Origin of the sequence: Dehalobacter sp. (genome assembly GCA_023667845.1) — a bacterium.
GTDB lineage: Bacteria > Bacillota > Desulfitobacteriia > Desulfitobacteriales > Syntrophobotulaceae > Dehalobacter.
Genome location: JAMPIU010000169.1, coordinates 1 through 15,039 on the forward strand (window position 1 = coordinate 1; position 15,039 = coordinate 15,039).

Genomic DNA, 15,039 nt, shown 5'->3' on the forward strand with positions numbered 1-15,039 from the left:
ATCGCGCATATTTAAATTCGGAGAACTCATATCAATTTTTGCTCTGAGCACTTTCGCGCCGTTCGGGAATTCTCCGGCTCTCATTCTTTGGAACAGGTCAAGATTTTCTTCGACACAACGGCCCCGGTAAGGACTGTCCGTTCCAGGCTGGGTCAGCGTCCCACGGTATTCCCGTATTTCCTCTGCCGACAAATCACAGACAAAAGCCTTGCCTTTTTCAATCAGCTCTACGGCAAACGCGTACAGCTTTTCAAAGTAATCGGAAGTATAGTACATCCTGTTCTGCCAGGAAAACCCCAGCCATTGGACATCTTCCTGAATCGACTCGACAAACTCAGTTTCCTCTTTGCTCGGGTTGGTGTCGTCAAACCTAAGATTGCAGCATCCGTTAAATTCCAGCGCGGTGCCAAAATTCAAACAGATGGATTTGGCGTGTCCGATATGAAGATAGCCGTTAGGTTCAGGCGGAAAACGTGTATGTACCCTGCCGTTGTTTTTATTCAGCTTTAAATCTTCCCGAATAATATTTTGAATGAAATTGGATGATGAATAAGAAGAATTTGATGTATTTGATGTATTAATAGCAGTAACCCCCTACGAAAACACTTATATTATCTTAGTATAGTAGATTTCTAAAAAATTTCAAATACCTATTTTCGGGTCCCTATCAATAGCAAGCAGCCTGTCCGTCAGCGCTAAGAGTTCATCTCTTCGCGAGAGCTTCTCCAGCCACCTGGAAGGCAGGTTCTCTATGCCATAGCAGGCACCGGCCATCCCGCCGGTTACTGCGCCGATCGTATCCGTATCTCCTCCGAGGTTTACGGCCATTACCAGCGCTTCTTCCAGAGAATTGGTCTGAAAGACACAGTTTAAGGCCGTTTCCAATGTATGGACAACGTAACCGCTTGTTTTCATTTGATCCGTACTTAAGTTCATTTTCAGGGCAAACGGAGCATCCGCCTGGGCCTTTTCCAGCACGATGCGGAGATCTTCTCCTAAAAGCAATTCCCTGACAATTTTACAGTAAAAAACCACACAAGCTCCTGCCAGTGGATCATAATGGGTCAGAGCCGATAATCTTGCCGCCAGATCCGTCATTTTCGCCAGGTTATTGTGATAGGCAATGGCCACCGGGACCGTTCTCATCAGTGAACCATTGCCGCCGCTTCTCCCGCCGCTGAGTCGATGGGCATTCTCAGCGATTTGCAGCCATTCCTGTTCGTTATCCGCTTCTGTCCGGATTCCTTCCTGCAGAACCATCCGGCAGATATTTCCGATACATTTGGGCTCTTGCCGGGACCATTCCCGAAAATGACGGGCGACGTGCTTTACCGGGTCTGCAGGGTCTTCAAGAATCCCGTTGGCTGCCGCAAGGGTCATTTCTGTATCATCGGTAATTTCTCCGGGCGCCAATTTCCAGAATCCCCCGCCGGTCATATCCCGGTGTCGGCCATAGGTATGAACAATTTCTTCGCGGCTCATAAATTCAAGGGTTGCCCCAAGCGCATCCCCGGCTGCCACCCCGAGCATTGCTCCCCTTGCTCTGGAAATGAGATCTGCCATTTTGTTTTCCCCTTATCCAAATCGCACAACTTCTTGTTGAGGTTGCAACCATTAATTGCTATACCGTTATCATAACACTTTCATTCCAAAATGAGCTATCCGAATTTCAAATAAACGGTGACTTAATATCCAGATCATTTGCATTCACGCTATCTATAAATTAATTCTATTTTGCTTAAAATACTGAATGATCTGTTCCTTCTCAGCTTCTTCCGCATGGTTGGTTGTGAGGATTTCCCCGCCTTTCATACCATTCCATTTGATATACAGCGTTTGTTCAAAGCTTTCATTGATGATCGGGTCTTCATATCTCAAAACAATGACAAAGAAATAGGGAGGCACATCTTTTAATGTCTTTTGTTTGTTGATGCCTTCGAGACTAATCAGTAAGGTGGCTGAAGCATTTTTGGGAATATCATTGACGAGCGCGTATTCGTCAATTGTGACCGGTTTTTCCTTTAAGCCGGACTGAAAAACAATAGACTTGCTCCAAAGACTAACGGCAGGATGCTCGCCGACATTGGTAAAAACCATCTCAAATTCAGGCGACTCTCTCAATACCACTTCGGGCGAATCCTTAAACGTAAAGTACGGACGGTTGGCTTCTCTCTCCTCGTTCCAGGCAGATACGGTGATATAGACGGTAATCAGTGCCGTCACAGCAAGTATGGCTGTCCCAACAGTGGCAATCATATTAGAATAACTGACAAGTTTATTTTTTTTCTTTGACAATTTGCACACTCCTAGCTATCGTTAAACAAAATCATTATTTGCAGGTTCATAGAAATCTAAACGAAATGCAGAATGCAATTTTTTCATTTTAATATATTATTGTCTTTTCGTTGATATGTTTTATTTTACACAGGCCAGCACCATGTCAACCCTATATCTTTATAATTTTAGGATTAACTAGGTACTAGCTTCGCTCTGTTTAAGAATATATATAAAATAAATGGAAAAACTAGGTTTACAAAAAGCACTATTAAAAAGTAAAATTATAAATGTATAGCTACCTTCAAGGATCTTTGGACAATAATAGGTTGCTGGAAAGGGGAAGTTATGATGCGGATACTTTTTCTTCCGTTCCTTCAAATCCCTACGGGTCATCATACCGTAGCCGATGCAATGATTCGTTCCTTAGAAAACCGAATCAGTAATCTTGAATGCTCAAAGATAGATTTCTTCAGCTATGCGGACAAACGGCTGGAGAAAGCATTTCGGTTAACTTACCTGACCTGGATCGACCATTCTCCCCAAACCTTCGTCTGGATTTACCGGAACTTTGTGTACCCGACCAAATCAACCAAGCACTTTAACTGGTATGAATATAAATTCCTTGACAAAATGAATAGCCTGCTGCAAGAAGAACAGCCTGATTTGATCGTATGTACCCAGGCTTTCCCTTCCTTCTTAATCGACAGGCTTAGAAATTCCGGTATCGCAACTGCGCCCGTAATCAATGTCTACACTGATTTCTTTGTTAATAAGCTTTGGGGAACAGAATACATCGATTACCATTTTGTCCCTGATCAAAATATTAAGGCACAATTAATCTCCCAGAATAACATTGATCCGTCTAAAATATTTGTGACGGGTATTCCTGTTGATGAGTGCTTCCTGCCTCGGACAGCCTCCGAACCGACGCTTCCTTATCATATTCTGATTTCCGGCGGAAGCGGCGGTCTCGGCGATATCGAACATTTGCTTTACAGCCTGCCGGGTAAAAAAGAAAAATCCTACACTTTTTCCCTGCTATGCGGCAAAAACAAGAAACTATATAAGGATATTCGCTCCCTGAAACTGCCTAACTTAAAGCCCCTATCCTATATTTCATCCAGGGAAACCCTCAACTCACTGTATGACGAGGCCGATGCCATTATTACCAAACCCGGCGGCGTAACCATCAGTGAGACCCTTCATAAAAAACTGCCGATTTTTGTCCATTCAGCACTTCCAGGGCAGGAACAAATCAATAAGAATTATCTCAGCGAAAAAAAATTGATTTATGATTTAGATTTGAATTACCCAGTTGCCAAACAGTTGGACGCCTTTTTTAAAGATCAAAACGAACAGGTGCTTTGGCGAAACCGCTTTGACAGCTACTTATCGGAAATAGAGTACCATGCCTGGGAAAAGATTTTGGAACTAGCCCTCGGTCAATCCGTAAAGCCTCATATCTACAAAGAAACGGTCAATATTTCCCAAGTCCCGAGCTGATTTCGCGGACCTCAAGGAATCGGATAAACCTTCAAAGTCAACATAAGGGAAGTGAATCTGCAGTGTCCACAACCTTGCTGTGCGCCTTCATTGTCGCAATTTCAGTCTTTGCGGTCTTTGCGGTCTATGCTCTTATTCCCGAACTATTTGTGCATTTTTTCGGTATTGGTTCCTGGAAACGTCATTATTCTCCAGGTGTCACCTTAACATTTGATGACGGACCCGACCCCAGATACACTCCGAGATTCCTGACAGTTTTAGCCGAGCAAAACGTTCGGGCCTGTTTTTTTCTGGTTGCTGAAAAGGCTGAAAAACAGCCGGAACTTGTCAAGAGCATCCTAGACCACGGTCATACCGTCGGCAGTCACGGCTACCGTCATCGGCACGCTTGGCTGATGCCCCCGCTAAAGACCTGGAACTTGTGGAATAAAGCGATGGAGGAAATGCGCCGTCTGACCGGTCAGGAACCCGTCTATGTCAGAGCTCCCTGGGGAGGGGTTAATCTTTCTTTTTTATTTTGGTGCCGTTTCAAAGGCAAAAAGCTGATTAGTTGGAGTGCCGACGGCAGAGACTGGCACATTGAAAGAACTCCGCACCGTATTGTGCAAAGAATAATCCGCCGAACCAAAGAAGGCACAATTATCCTGCTTCATGATAGCGGCGGCGATGAGGGCGCTCCTGAAAATACCTTAGCTGCCCTGAAACCACTGATCATGAAAATACAAAAAGAACGCAAGCTGCCGCTCATTCCGCTTCAGCTTCCCGACTGGTCACTGCCAAGAAGAATTGGTTTCTGCGTTTGGGAGAAATGGGAGCTTTTTTACGCGCGGCGTAAACAAATTACCAGAATTGATGAACGCAATATTTTTCGCCTGGGTCTTACCCGCTACCATGGCCCTGAACTGTTTAATGAAAACGGTGAATTAATCGCCTCAGCAGGTGATCTGGTCGGTGAAATCCACTTAGACAATACCCGCTTCCAGAGCCTTGGTGCCAATATCCAAAAAATCGGCTATAATGTTTTAAAACAAGCCCGGCTCTCCCTGCCTGTTCTGGCAAGCTATATCTCTTTGAATCCGGGTTATAAGGATATCAAGGTTTTCCTGGGTGTTACACTCATCAACCGTGGTGTCAAAGGCCTCGGGTTTAACGTTACTGAATATACGAATGGTAATGCCGGATTCATTGGTTTCATGCAAAAAATCGTTTACCGAGTCTATAACCCGTCCCGGAAAAAAGATACAGAAAAACTTGGAACAAAGCCCAAAGTCGTCTGGATCAGTAAAGACGCCCTGCTTGAGAAATACCTGACAAAAAAGTCATCCACGCAAGGATGACTTTTTTCATTGAATAATTCTGTTCACTTCATTCTCCAGTTATTTATTTAATCGTCAGTAGCCCCACCATCGCCAAATACCGGAATGACATCGCCCAAAAAAGTCGGTTTGGGCTTGATTATTTTAGTCCAGAGAAAATCTTTATTTCGGGCTGCAATCTCTCTTATCTGATAGTAGGCCATTGCCTGTCCGTAATCATGCCGGTCTGAGGCAACGCCATAAGCTTCAAGTCCTAAAGACCTGGCGACAAAAACTGCCCGCTTCAAATGATATTCCTGCGTAACGATGATTACCTTTTTCGCAAGAAAAATATCCCTCGCTCTGTATAGACTTTCATATGTACTAAAACCAGCGTGATCCATAAAGACATTTTGACCCTTGACGCCTTTTTCCAGGAGAAAGCGCTTCATGGCATTGACTTCATCATAATCTGTCCGTCCATGATCACCACTCACAAGAATTTTGGGAGCCTTGCCTTGCTGGTAAAGCTCATAACCGACGGTCAAGCGGTCGGCAAGCATGGATGAAGCAGTTCCATCCGGGAAAACATAGGCACCTAACACCAGGATCGCGTCAACCTCAGGTACATGATCCATATCGCCGATGTATTTCGTACCAACCCGCTCCACATAGTTATTGATCATCAGCATAGAACCAAGGAGAATCACTGTGATCGCCAGCACGCTACCTATCAGATACTTTATCCGAATTCGCAAACGTTTCTTCATTTCATATCCCTACCAAAGTTTTCATATTTACCTAGCGTTTCTATGTTGGAGTAAGCTTTACTGCCTTAAGCTTATACTTCTTGCTATCTCCTGTAGCTAATTATATAATAAATCTAGTTTCTTGGGGGTGATAAAATGCAATTCGATAGTAGTATCCTGGTTATTCTAATCGTTCATCTGACTTTGATCTTAGCTGTCTCCTGGGCCGCAATCAAACTATTGCATTCTTCTTCCAGCAGTGTCAGATACGCGGATACTTACCTTTCGAGTTGTCTGATCAGCTCCTCATCTCCCATAAATCTTCAGGTAAATAAGTATTTAATCTTTAGGAGAAAAATAAAGACCAGCCTTGATGATGACTCACCTTATTCAAACCTCCTTGTTTTATAAGAAATAAAACTTTGGAGGATGTTTCAATGAATATGATTAGCACAGTCCTTTCCCAGTTATTAGCATTCCTTGTCAGTACTACGGGTGATTGGTTCATTGCGGTTGCTCTGATTACATTAGGGATAAAACTCTTGTTATTTCCTTTGTCAATAAAACAGCAAAAAGTACAATTATTAACCGCAAATCTGACCAAAGCCAGAACAATTTTATCTGGAAAATTTCACAATCAAATTAAAAAAGTTAACTCTGAATCAATGAAAATTGCATCTAAATATAAAATCAATCCACTGTTTACGTTTGCAACACTTATTATCCAGGCCCCGGTTTTTTTCTCCTTGTACGTTGCTATTACGCATCTGAGTATACCCGTCGGCAGCATTCTTATTCCGTGGGTATCTGATCTCCATATGGCAGATCATCTTCATATTTTGCCGGTTATTGCCGGTCTGCTTCAGACGCTGAGTGTATTTACAGCAGAAAACAAAAATTTACTGATGTTCATATTCCCGGTTGCTATTGGCGTCGTTTTTCTGTGGAAAGCTCCTGTTGCCCTGAGCGCTTACTGGATTGCCAACTCGGTCCTTCGGTTTGTCGAGGTCCAGATCTTTCGTCTAGGCCCTATCCAGCGAAAATATTTGAATATCCCTTCTCCGGAAGAGATGGTCCAAAGACTTTAAACAAAGGGGACGTATCGCGGCGTCCCCTTCACCTATCTAACCCAATTTTATTAGAGTTTTTATCCAGTTACTACTGCCATCATTCTCATATTATGAGCGACACATCCATTTTTCTCATTCATACCATATTTAAATCTTAAATTCTCTATATTTCTTCTGATTGCTTCAAATATTGTAGACTTGCACAAGATGCGAAAGCGAGCGTTAAGTGCCAGCAGCGTTAAGCGAACAGGAATCCGCAGCGTTATAGACATGCCAGCGGTTTCTGGCTACGGATGGCCTACTGTCACGGTGCCATGGATGGCAAGGAGCGGCACGTTAAGCACGGACACGGTCAATAAACCTTTTGATTTTGTCCGGGTCTTTCCGTCCCTCCGTCTCGACACTGCTGCTGACGTCCAGGCAATAGGGATGGAATAAGGAAATTGCCGACGCAGCATTCTCTTCATTTAAGCCTCCGGCCAGGATCATTGGAATATCCCGGCCTTTGTTTTTATCGGATTGGCCGTTCTGATCTCTTTGCAGAAGGTTCCAGTCAAAGCGTTCCCCGGTCCCGCCATAAGCTTCAGGGTCAAATTTATCGTACACAAAACCGTCAACCAGGCCCTGATACGCTTCCATGTTCAGCTCTGCCCGATCCGCATGTCCTACCCTGACAGCTTTCCAGATCGTTACTTGATGATGAGCCTGGTATTTTTCCATGAGCCGCACTTGTAATTGACGCATATATTCCAAAGGCTCATCACCATGAATCTGAAGTATTTGCAGACCGGCTTCCACGGCGCACAGTAAGTCATCCGGGTCCTGATTGACGAAAACCCCAACCGGGATGATCTTTTTGTCCAAGGAAGCAATCAGCGTTTTCAATTCGCTGAGCGAGATCTGTCTTTTGCTCGGGGCTAGCACAAATCCGGCAAAATCAGGGTTCAGCTCATTGATAATCCCGACATCCTCCAGGGTACGAATCCCACAGATTTTAACTTTTGGCGTCTGCCCGGCATCAATATCTTTCACGTTTTCTTCCATCCCTACCATTTCAACTCCTAAATCATGCGTTATCTGTACGCAATTGTCAGTATGTCCCTATATCTTGTCAATCCTAAAATATTATTATCATCCGCCTAAGGCAAACGATGCCATGAACGACAAATATATTCGGTTTAGGGTCGATATGGCACCTGAAGAAGCTCTGCAAATTTTTGTTCAAGACTGCCTGCCTTCATGAAAGCCTCTCCGACCAGAACAGCATCAAATCCCCATGCTTGCACCGTCAGGATATCCTCGCCCGTATGAATCCCGCTTTCGGAGACCTTGATCAGATGATCCGGGATCATCGCACCGATTCTGCGGCTGTGGTTCAAATCCACCTCGAACGTTTCAAGGTTCCGGTTATTGATTCCGATAATACTGGCTCCTGCTGCCATGGCCCTTGCCGCTTCTGCTTCGTCATGAACTTCCACAAGACAATCCAGACCGATCTGTTCAGCTATCCTCAGGAATTCTTTCAGCTGGCGGTCATCTAATATTTTTACAATGAGCAGAATAGCATCCGCCCCCAAAACCTTTGCTTCGTAAATCTGATAAGGGTCAATCATAAAATCCTTTCGCAGCAGCGGAATCTTGACGGATTCTCTAATTCCCCTCAGATAATCCGGACTCCCGAGAAAGTAATCCTGTTCTGTTAAGACGGAGATTGCCGCAGCCCCCAGCTGTTCATACATGCTGGCTATTTGCAGATAATCGAAGTCCGGAACCAGGACTCCTTTGGATGGAGAAGCTTTCTTTACTTCCGCGATTATGGAAATCCCTGCTTTATCTTTGCTCAGGCGTCCCGCAGTCAGGGCTGAGGCAAAGACGCCTGCAGGCCGCTCCATGTTAACATCATGCTTAAGATTATCATGATTATTATTGATTTTCAGCTTTTTTCTTAGCTTTTCTATGAGCTCTTCGATTGGAACATTTTTCTTCTGTTCGGAAAGTCGTTTTATTTTGGCCTCTACAATTTTATCGAGGATCATTTTTATCCCCTTTCTTCAAACTTTCCACAGGTACAAGTCCCTTCTATGGCACTAAACTGAGACCTGTACTTAAACCCGGACTTGATAAAGCCGGTTTCTGCTGAATGCTAATGTTGTCTAGTCACAGCGATAAACTCGTTTAGAACTGGCAGCGCTTTCTTTTCCCGGACTGTGGCCCTGGCCATCTCGATTCCCTCCTGCAAACTTGCGGCTTTGCCTCCGACATAAATAGCCGCTCCGGCATTTAGGATGACGGTGTCTGCTTTGGGGCCCTGACCTCCTGCAAGAATATCCAAGGTGATCCGCGCGTTTTCCTGCGGCGTTCCGCCTACAAGATCCTGCGGCTTACAAAGGGAAAAACCATAATCTTCCGGATGGATGACAAACTCGGTTACCTTTCCGTCCTTGAGTTCTGCTGCGTAAGACGGTCCTGTCAGGGTGATTTCGTCGAGACCATCACTGCCGTGGACAATGAGTGCGTGTACAGCCTGATGTCTGTTCAGTACTTCTGCAGCCACGGGCACAAGGCTTTTGTCGTAAACGCCGATCAGCTGTCTTGGGGCTGCGGCCGGATTGGCTAATGGCCCGAGGATATTAAAGATGGTTTTGAAGCCAAGTGCTTTACGCACCGGCATCGCATATTTCATCGAAGTATGGAAATGCGGAGCGAACATAAAACCAAGGCCGACTTGGTCGATACATTGACCAACCGCCTCAGGCGGCAGCACAATCTCGACCCCTAACGCTTCGAGGACGTCGGCAGCCCCGCTCTTGCTGGTAATGCTCCGGTTGCCATGCTTGGCAATTTTTACACCACAGCCGGCAGCAACGAACATTGCTGTTGTCGAAATGTTAAACGTATGAGCGCCATCTCCGCCTGTTCCGCAGGTGTCCACCAGATTTTCTGATGCGCACGCCACTTTGAGGGCTTTTTCCCGCATCACCTTACTTGTCCCGTAAATCTCTTCAATGGTCTCTCCTTTCAGGCGGAGCGCCGTTAAAAAGGCTGCCATGGAGATTTCACTGGCTTCACCGCTCATAATCTCCGTCATGGAATCATAGGCCAGCTGAGCACTGAGATCCTCTCTATTGGAAAGTTTTTTTAAAGCTATCTCCATTCCCATCATTCATTCCTCCTTATTAACACGCGCAATATCGCCTAAAAACTGATCCAGACCGGACAGCCCTTCAGTCTCAAGCACCAGCTGGATCTTACTGCCGATGATCGCTATATCGGCAGTTCCAATTAAATGGGCGACATCTCCCGGGCCTTGAATCCCGAAACCTACGGCGATTGTTTTGCCGGTCTCTTTCTTTGCTTTTTGGATTCCGTCCAAAATCTCAGAGTCAAAAGTTGTTTTGCTGCCGGTTACCCCTTTGCGGGGAACGTAATAGATAAATCCGCTCCCGATATCTGCAATTTCCTGCAGTCGCTTCGGATCGGAATAAGGTGTCGCTATACTTACGGCAGCCAACCCCTGTTGGCGGGAATAATCGTAGTAGGCTCTGGCCTCATCAAGCGGAGCATCCGGTACGATGGTTCCCTGGACGCCGATCTCTTTGCACCGGTCAATAAATGCTTCGACGCCGTATTGGTACAGGATATTGTAGTAGGTCATGACCAGAAACGGGATCGGGTATTTGCGAGCCATTCTCTCGATAAACTTCAGGCAGTCGCTGACTTTAATCCCCTTTTCCAATACGGCCTGGTTTGATTTTGTAAATACCGGTCCGTCGGCAATCGGGTCAGAAAAAGGTATTTGCAGTTCAATCAGGTCGACCCCGTTGTTATAAAAGCATTCAATCGCTTTTTCATTGGCGGCAAAATCAGGATAGCCGATAATTTGGTGGGTCATCAGCAGTATTTTCTTCTCTCTTCTCATAGCTTCAATTTGTTTTTCAATCTGCATATGCCTTACCTCTTTCTGTGACAAATGTTTTCCAGCCCTGATCCTGCAATGCTTCCCCAATATTGAAGATATCTTTGTCTCCGCGGCCGGACATATTGACAACGATGACATCTTCCGGTTTGGTGTCAGCAATTTCCTTGAAAATTCCGGCGAAAGCATGCGTGGATTCAAGCGCCGGTATCAGCCCTTCCTTGCTGATGATCAGTTTAAAGGCCTCAATGACTTCGGCATCTGTGGCGGCTAAAACCCGGACCCTCTTGGTTTCCGCCAGATGAGCCAGGATTGGTGATACACCGACATAATCAAGTCCGGCGGAAATGCTCCAGGTATCCAGCATCTGTCCGTCATCATCTTGGAGAAACAGTGTCTTGTAGCCCTGAGAGACGCCGGTTTTGGCTTTGGCATAAGCGATCCGCGAAGCATGCTTTCCGGAGGCTTCACCCTTGCCGCCCGCCTCGACGGCAACGAGTTCTACGCCGGGCTCCTGCAGAAACTCCACAAAAGCACCCATCGCATTGGAACCGCCGCCCAGACAGGCATAGATCCGGTCCGGATTTTTGCCGCAGATATCGTTGATTTGTTTTTTCATCTCTTTACTGATTACGGACTGAAAGAAAGTGACCATCTCCGGGAATGGCCTTGGTCCGCACGCCGTACCAAGTGCATAATGCGTGTTGTCAAAATTTCCTGCCCAGTCGCGAAGTGCTTCGTTAATGGCATCCTTAAGCGTTGCCGTACCGGTGGTAACGGGAACAACTTCAGCTCCGAGCTGTTTCATCCAGAAGACGTTGGCATATTGCCGTTCAGCATCTTCAGCTCCCATATAGATCGTCGCCTGAAATCCCATTTTCGCTGCCATGATCGCCGTTGCGACACCGTGCTGGCCTGCGCCGGTCTCAGCGATGACTCTGGTCTTGCCCAGTTTTTTCATGAGCAGGCCCTGCCCGAGCACATTATTGATTTTATGGGCGCCGGAATGATTCAAATCCTCCCGCTTGATAAAGATTTTGGCTTTACCAAAATACGCACTAAGCCCTGCCGCATACGTCAGCGGTGTCGGCCTGCCCGAAAAGTCCATCAGGAGGTTATAGTATTGCTTATAGAAGTCCTCGTCCCGCAATATTTCCTGAAAAGCCTGGTTCAGTTCATCGACAGCCGGTATCAGGATTTCCGGGACATATCTCCCGCCATAGGCGCCAAAATAGCCATTTTGACCTAGATAATTAATCATTTCGTTCTTCATACCTGCACCTCACTTTGAAAATGATTATAGATTCGGATCAGATCTTCGCCAGCCCCCTGGATACTATAGACAGGATGCTGGTTGAAAATCCCCGTTAAGAGCTGCTTCGGGCAGTACCCCCAAGAATGTTCGTCACCATCATGGATGTAGTAATCATTAATCAGCGCGAGTACAGGCTTTAAATCATAATTTTCTTTGCCAGCATAGGGCAAAAGACATTCCAGCGGACAGTTGCCGGCTCCCCTGCCCATCCCGTTGACACTCGCATCAAGGAAGTTAGCACCGCTTTCAATTGCCGTAATGGTGTTGGAGAAGGCCAGCTGCATGTTGTTGTGCACGTGAATTCCCACCTTTATACCGTTTAATTCTTCCTTGTACAGTGATACCAGCTTTTTGACATCCTCCGGATAAAGCGCCCCGTAACTGTCTACCACATAGACTGCCACTGCAGGGATTTGCGCTTTGATTTTTCTTAAGCCGCAAACGATTTCCGGGATTCTTTCTCTGGAAATTGCCATGATATTCAGGGTTGTCTCATAGCCTTTATTTTGCAGAAAGCGGACATCTTCGACGGCCTCTTCGATCTGGTCCAAATAGCAGGCAACCCGGCCCATGGTAAACGGTGACACATTGGCGTCTTCAACCGTTTGCCGGTCAAATCTGCCGACATCCACCATAAAAGCCAGTTTGGGGAGCCCCGGAATTCCTTGGATGATGCCACGTATCTCACTGTCATCACAGAATTTCAGTTTACCGTAGGCTGTCCGTTCATAATACGCGGGATCGGCTTTATACCCCAGCTCGAGATAATCAACCTTTGCTTCGGAAATCTTTTGCACATGATCTTTGATATACTTTTCCGGGAACCGGAAGTTGTTGGTCAATCCTCCGTCTCTGAGCGTGCAGTCCAGAATAGTCAGCTTACGCACAGCAGGCACCTCCTAATTTGTTCAAAACATTGGTGATGATCCGGAATCCCTTATCCTCATCCATCGACATGATGGATTCAGGGTGAAATTGGACCGCCAGAATGGTTTTGTCTTTGCTTTCAACCGCCATCACGACACCGTCTTCGCTCCAGGCCGTAACCTCAAGTTCCGACGGTACTTCTTCGGCAAACAGCGAATGATATCTGCCTACGCTTAGATTAGCCAAATTTTGAAAGATTACTGATCCCGGAGCTATTTTTAACACCGATTGTTTGCCATGCACTGGTACATCCAATACACCGAGCTTTCCGTTAAAGTATTCGACAATACCCTGCAGCCCCAGACAGACCCCAAAGAGAGGAATCCCTTTATCCAGACAGAGCCCGATTGTTTCTCTGAGTTTAAAATCAGACGGTTTGCCCGGGCCCGGGGATAGCACGACCAAATCATACCGTTCTTTTTTTAAGGCTTCTCTGGCCAGATGGTGCCGCATCGTGACCACCTGACAGCCGGCTTTACGGAAATAACCGGCCAGTGTATGCACGAAGGAGTCCTCATGATCGACCAGCAGTACCTGCAAAGGTACCTGTAAAAGATCAGCGGCGTTTTCTTGCCGCGGTGAGGAGCCGGCGGGCAGATCGCTTGTATTTTCAGTCACACCGGCTTTCGCATCGCCCAATACTTTGAGAAGGGCTTCAGCCTTGACGATCGTTTCTTTTTCTTCCTCTTCGGGAATGGAATCATACAGCAGCGTCGCGCCGACTCTGACCCCGGCGATCCCGTCTTTTAAGCGGATGGTTCTGAGTGTGAGTCCTGTATTCATCCGTCCGTCAAAACCAAGGATTCCGACTGCCCCGCCGTACCACATCCGGTTGGACTCCTCATGGTCTTCAATCCATTGGACGGCGGCTTTTTTGGGAGCCCCGGTCACTGTTACCGCCCACATATGGGTCATAAAAGCATCCAGGGCGTCATACCCATCGGCCAGAATCCCCTCAACATGGTCCACGGTATGAATAAGGTGCGAATACATTTCGATCTGGCGCCGTCCCAGTACCTTAACCGTACCCGGTTCACAGATCCTGGATTTGTCGTTGCGGTCGACGTCCGTGCACATCGTAAGTTCGGACTCATCTTTATGGGAGTTCAGCAGCTGGCGGATTCTTTCGGCATCTTCCAGCGCATTGCATCCTCTTTGAATTGTTCCGGAGATCGGACAGGTCTCGATTCTTCTGCCTTCGACTCTGACAAACATTTCCGGCGAGGAACCAATCAGGTGCTCATTGCCAAGATGAATCAGGAACCCATAAGGGCTCGGATTAATCTTTGTCAAGTTTTCAAATATTTCTGAAGGCCTGATCTCACAGCTCCGGTAAAAAGTATGAGACGGAACGACCTCGAAAAAATCACCGCGTTTAAAGTACGCTTTAGCAATCCGAACTTTTTCCGCATATCGTCCTTCGGTATCGTTAGATATTTCCTGCGCCGGAATAGTCCGTCCGTCATTTTTTATTCTCCCGGCGGCTGACAGCATCGTTTTCGCCTGACCCAGACTGGAAAGCCCATTGAATTCAAAGTCATACCGAATGCGGAAGCAGTCATCCTTCTGGTGGTCAATGACAAAGATTTCATCGGGGATAAATAAGACCATATCGGCCTGCGCTTCATCCCGCGGTCTTTTCAGATGGATGCTTTCAAACTGAAAGATCAGATCATAGCCGAAGCTTCCATAGAGACCCAGAAACGTATCCATATCTGAATGAAACGCTTCCAGAAGGCTGCGGACTACAGAAAAAACGGATTTTTGCCTGCTTCTTTGCTCTTCGGGAAAAATTTCCTGACTTGGAGCAACCCTGCCCGTTATTTTGTGCTGCTCGCGGACCAGTGTTTCCAGGTATGCCTCCTTCAGCAGAACGTTATCAATAAATTCCAGCAGGATCAGCCCTTTTTGATCCAACGCCGTTATTTCAATATTCCGGCCAAATGTCCGAATCTCGATCGGAGGATTAATAAATCCGATGTCCCAG

The 15,039-nt window shown here is 46.3% G+C and carries 14 protein-coding genes; 3 read left to right on the forward strand and 11 right to left on the reverse strand.

All coding sequences use genetic code 11. From position 1 onward, the window contains the following. The 3 genes from NC238_14590 to NC238_14600 all read right to left on the reverse strand — a co-directional run. A partial coding sequence (locus NC238_14590) for a glutamate--tRNA ligase family protein (protein ID MCM1567135.1) occupies nucleotides 1-582 on the reverse strand: 582 nt, incomplete at its 3' end. A 60-nt stretch (nucleotides 583-642) separates the two neighbouring features. Beyond that, nucleotides 643-1,563: an ADP-ribosylglycohydrolase family protein gene (locus NC238_14595; GenBank protein ID MCM1567136.1), complete on the reverse strand. Its 921-nt coding sequence runs from the start codon at nucleotides 1,561-1,563 to the stop codon at nucleotides 643-645. Between the two features lie 153 nt (nucleotides 1,564-1,716). Continuing rightward, a complete protein-coding gene (locus NC238_14600; protein ID MCM1567137.1) occupies nucleotides 1,717-2,295 on the reverse strand; it encodes a hypothetical protein in 579 nt (192 codons plus the stop codon). Nucleotides 2,296-2,622: 327 nt separating this feature from the next. Here NC238_14600 and NC238_14605 point away from each other — a divergent pair, with 327 nt between their 5' ends. Continuing rightward, entirely contained in the window at nucleotides 2,623-3,780 is a 1,158-nt protein-coding gene (locus NC238_14605) for a galactosyldiacylglycerol synthase (protein ID MCM1567138.1), read from the forward strand. A gap of 62 nt (nucleotides 3,781-3,842) precedes the next feature. After that, nucleotides 3,843-5,117, forward strand: a complete 1,275-nt coding sequence (locus NC238_14610; protein MCM1567139.1) for a polysaccharide deacetylase family protein — start codon at nucleotides 3,843-3,845, stop codon at nucleotides 5,115-5,117. Nucleotides 5,118-5,164: 47 nt separating this feature from the next. Here the strand turns inward: NC238_14610 and NC238_14615 are convergent, their stop codons facing one another. Then, nucleotides 5,165-5,845, reverse strand: a complete 681-nt coding sequence (locus NC238_14615) for a YdcF family protein (protein ID MCM1567140.1) — start codon at nucleotides 5,843-5,845, stop codon at nucleotides 5,165-5,167. Between the two features lie 416 nt (nucleotides 5,846-6,261). Between NC238_14615 and NC238_14620 the strand changes: the two genes are divergently transcribed. Beyond that, complete coding sequence (locus NC238_14620; protein MCM1567141.1) at nucleotides 6,262-6,912, forward strand: YidC/Oxa1 family membrane protein insertase; 651 nt, start codon at nucleotides 6,262-6,264, stop codon at nucleotides 6,910-6,912. A 318-nt stretch (nucleotides 6,913-7,230) separates the two neighbouring features. Here NC238_14620 and NC238_14625 read toward each other — a convergent pair whose 3' ends face one another. From NC238_14625 to NC238_14655, 7 genes are all read right to left on the reverse strand, one after another. Next, complete coding sequence (locus tag NC238_14625; GenBank protein ID MCM1567142.1) at nucleotides 7,231-7,947, reverse strand: phosphoribosylanthranilate isomerase; 717 nt, start codon at nucleotides 7,945-7,947, stop codon at nucleotides 7,231-7,233. Nucleotides 7,948-8,072: 125 nt separating this feature from the next. Then, on the reverse strand, nucleotides 8,073-8,930 hold the full coding sequence (gene trpC, locus NC238_14630) for an indole-3-glycerol phosphate synthase TrpC (protein MCM1567143.1): 858 nt from the start codon (nucleotides 8,928-8,930) through the stop codon (nucleotides 8,073-8,075). Nucleotides 8,931-9,037: 107 nt separating this feature from the next. After that, the gene (gene trpD, locus NC238_14635; protein ID MCM1567144.1) at nucleotides 9,038-10,057 is read right to left on the reverse strand and encodes an anthranilate phosphoribosyltransferase; all 1,020 of its coding nucleotides are present in this window, start codon (nucleotides 10,055-10,057) and stop codon (nucleotides 9,038-9,040) included. Then, the gene (gene trpA / locus NC238_14640) at nucleotides 10,058-10,840 is read right to left on the reverse strand and encodes a tryptophan synthase subunit alpha (GenBank protein MCM1567145.1); all 783 of its coding nucleotides are present in this window, start codon (nucleotides 10,838-10,840) and stop codon (nucleotides 10,058-10,060) included. Then, nucleotides 10,830-12,083: a tryptophan synthase subunit beta gene (gene trpB / locus NC238_14645; protein MCM1567146.1), complete on the reverse strand. Its 1,254-nt coding sequence runs from the start codon at nucleotides 12,081-12,083 to the stop codon at nucleotides 10,830-10,832. The genes trpA and trpB overlap by 11 nt, the downstream gene beginning before the upstream one ends. Continuing rightward, nucleotides 12,080-13,012: an aldolase catalytic domain-containing protein gene (locus NC238_14650; protein MCM1567147.1), complete on the reverse strand. Its 933-nt coding sequence runs from the start codon at nucleotides 13,010-13,012 to the stop codon at nucleotides 12,080-12,082. The genes trpB and NC238_14650 overlap by 4 nt, the downstream gene beginning before the upstream one ends. Beyond that, nucleotides 13,005-15,039, reverse strand: a 2,035-nt coding sequence (locus NC238_14655; protein ID MCM1567148.1) for an anthranilate synthase component I, incomplete at its 5' end; no start/stop codon positions are given. The genes NC238_14650 and NC238_14655, both read right to left, overlap by 8 nt.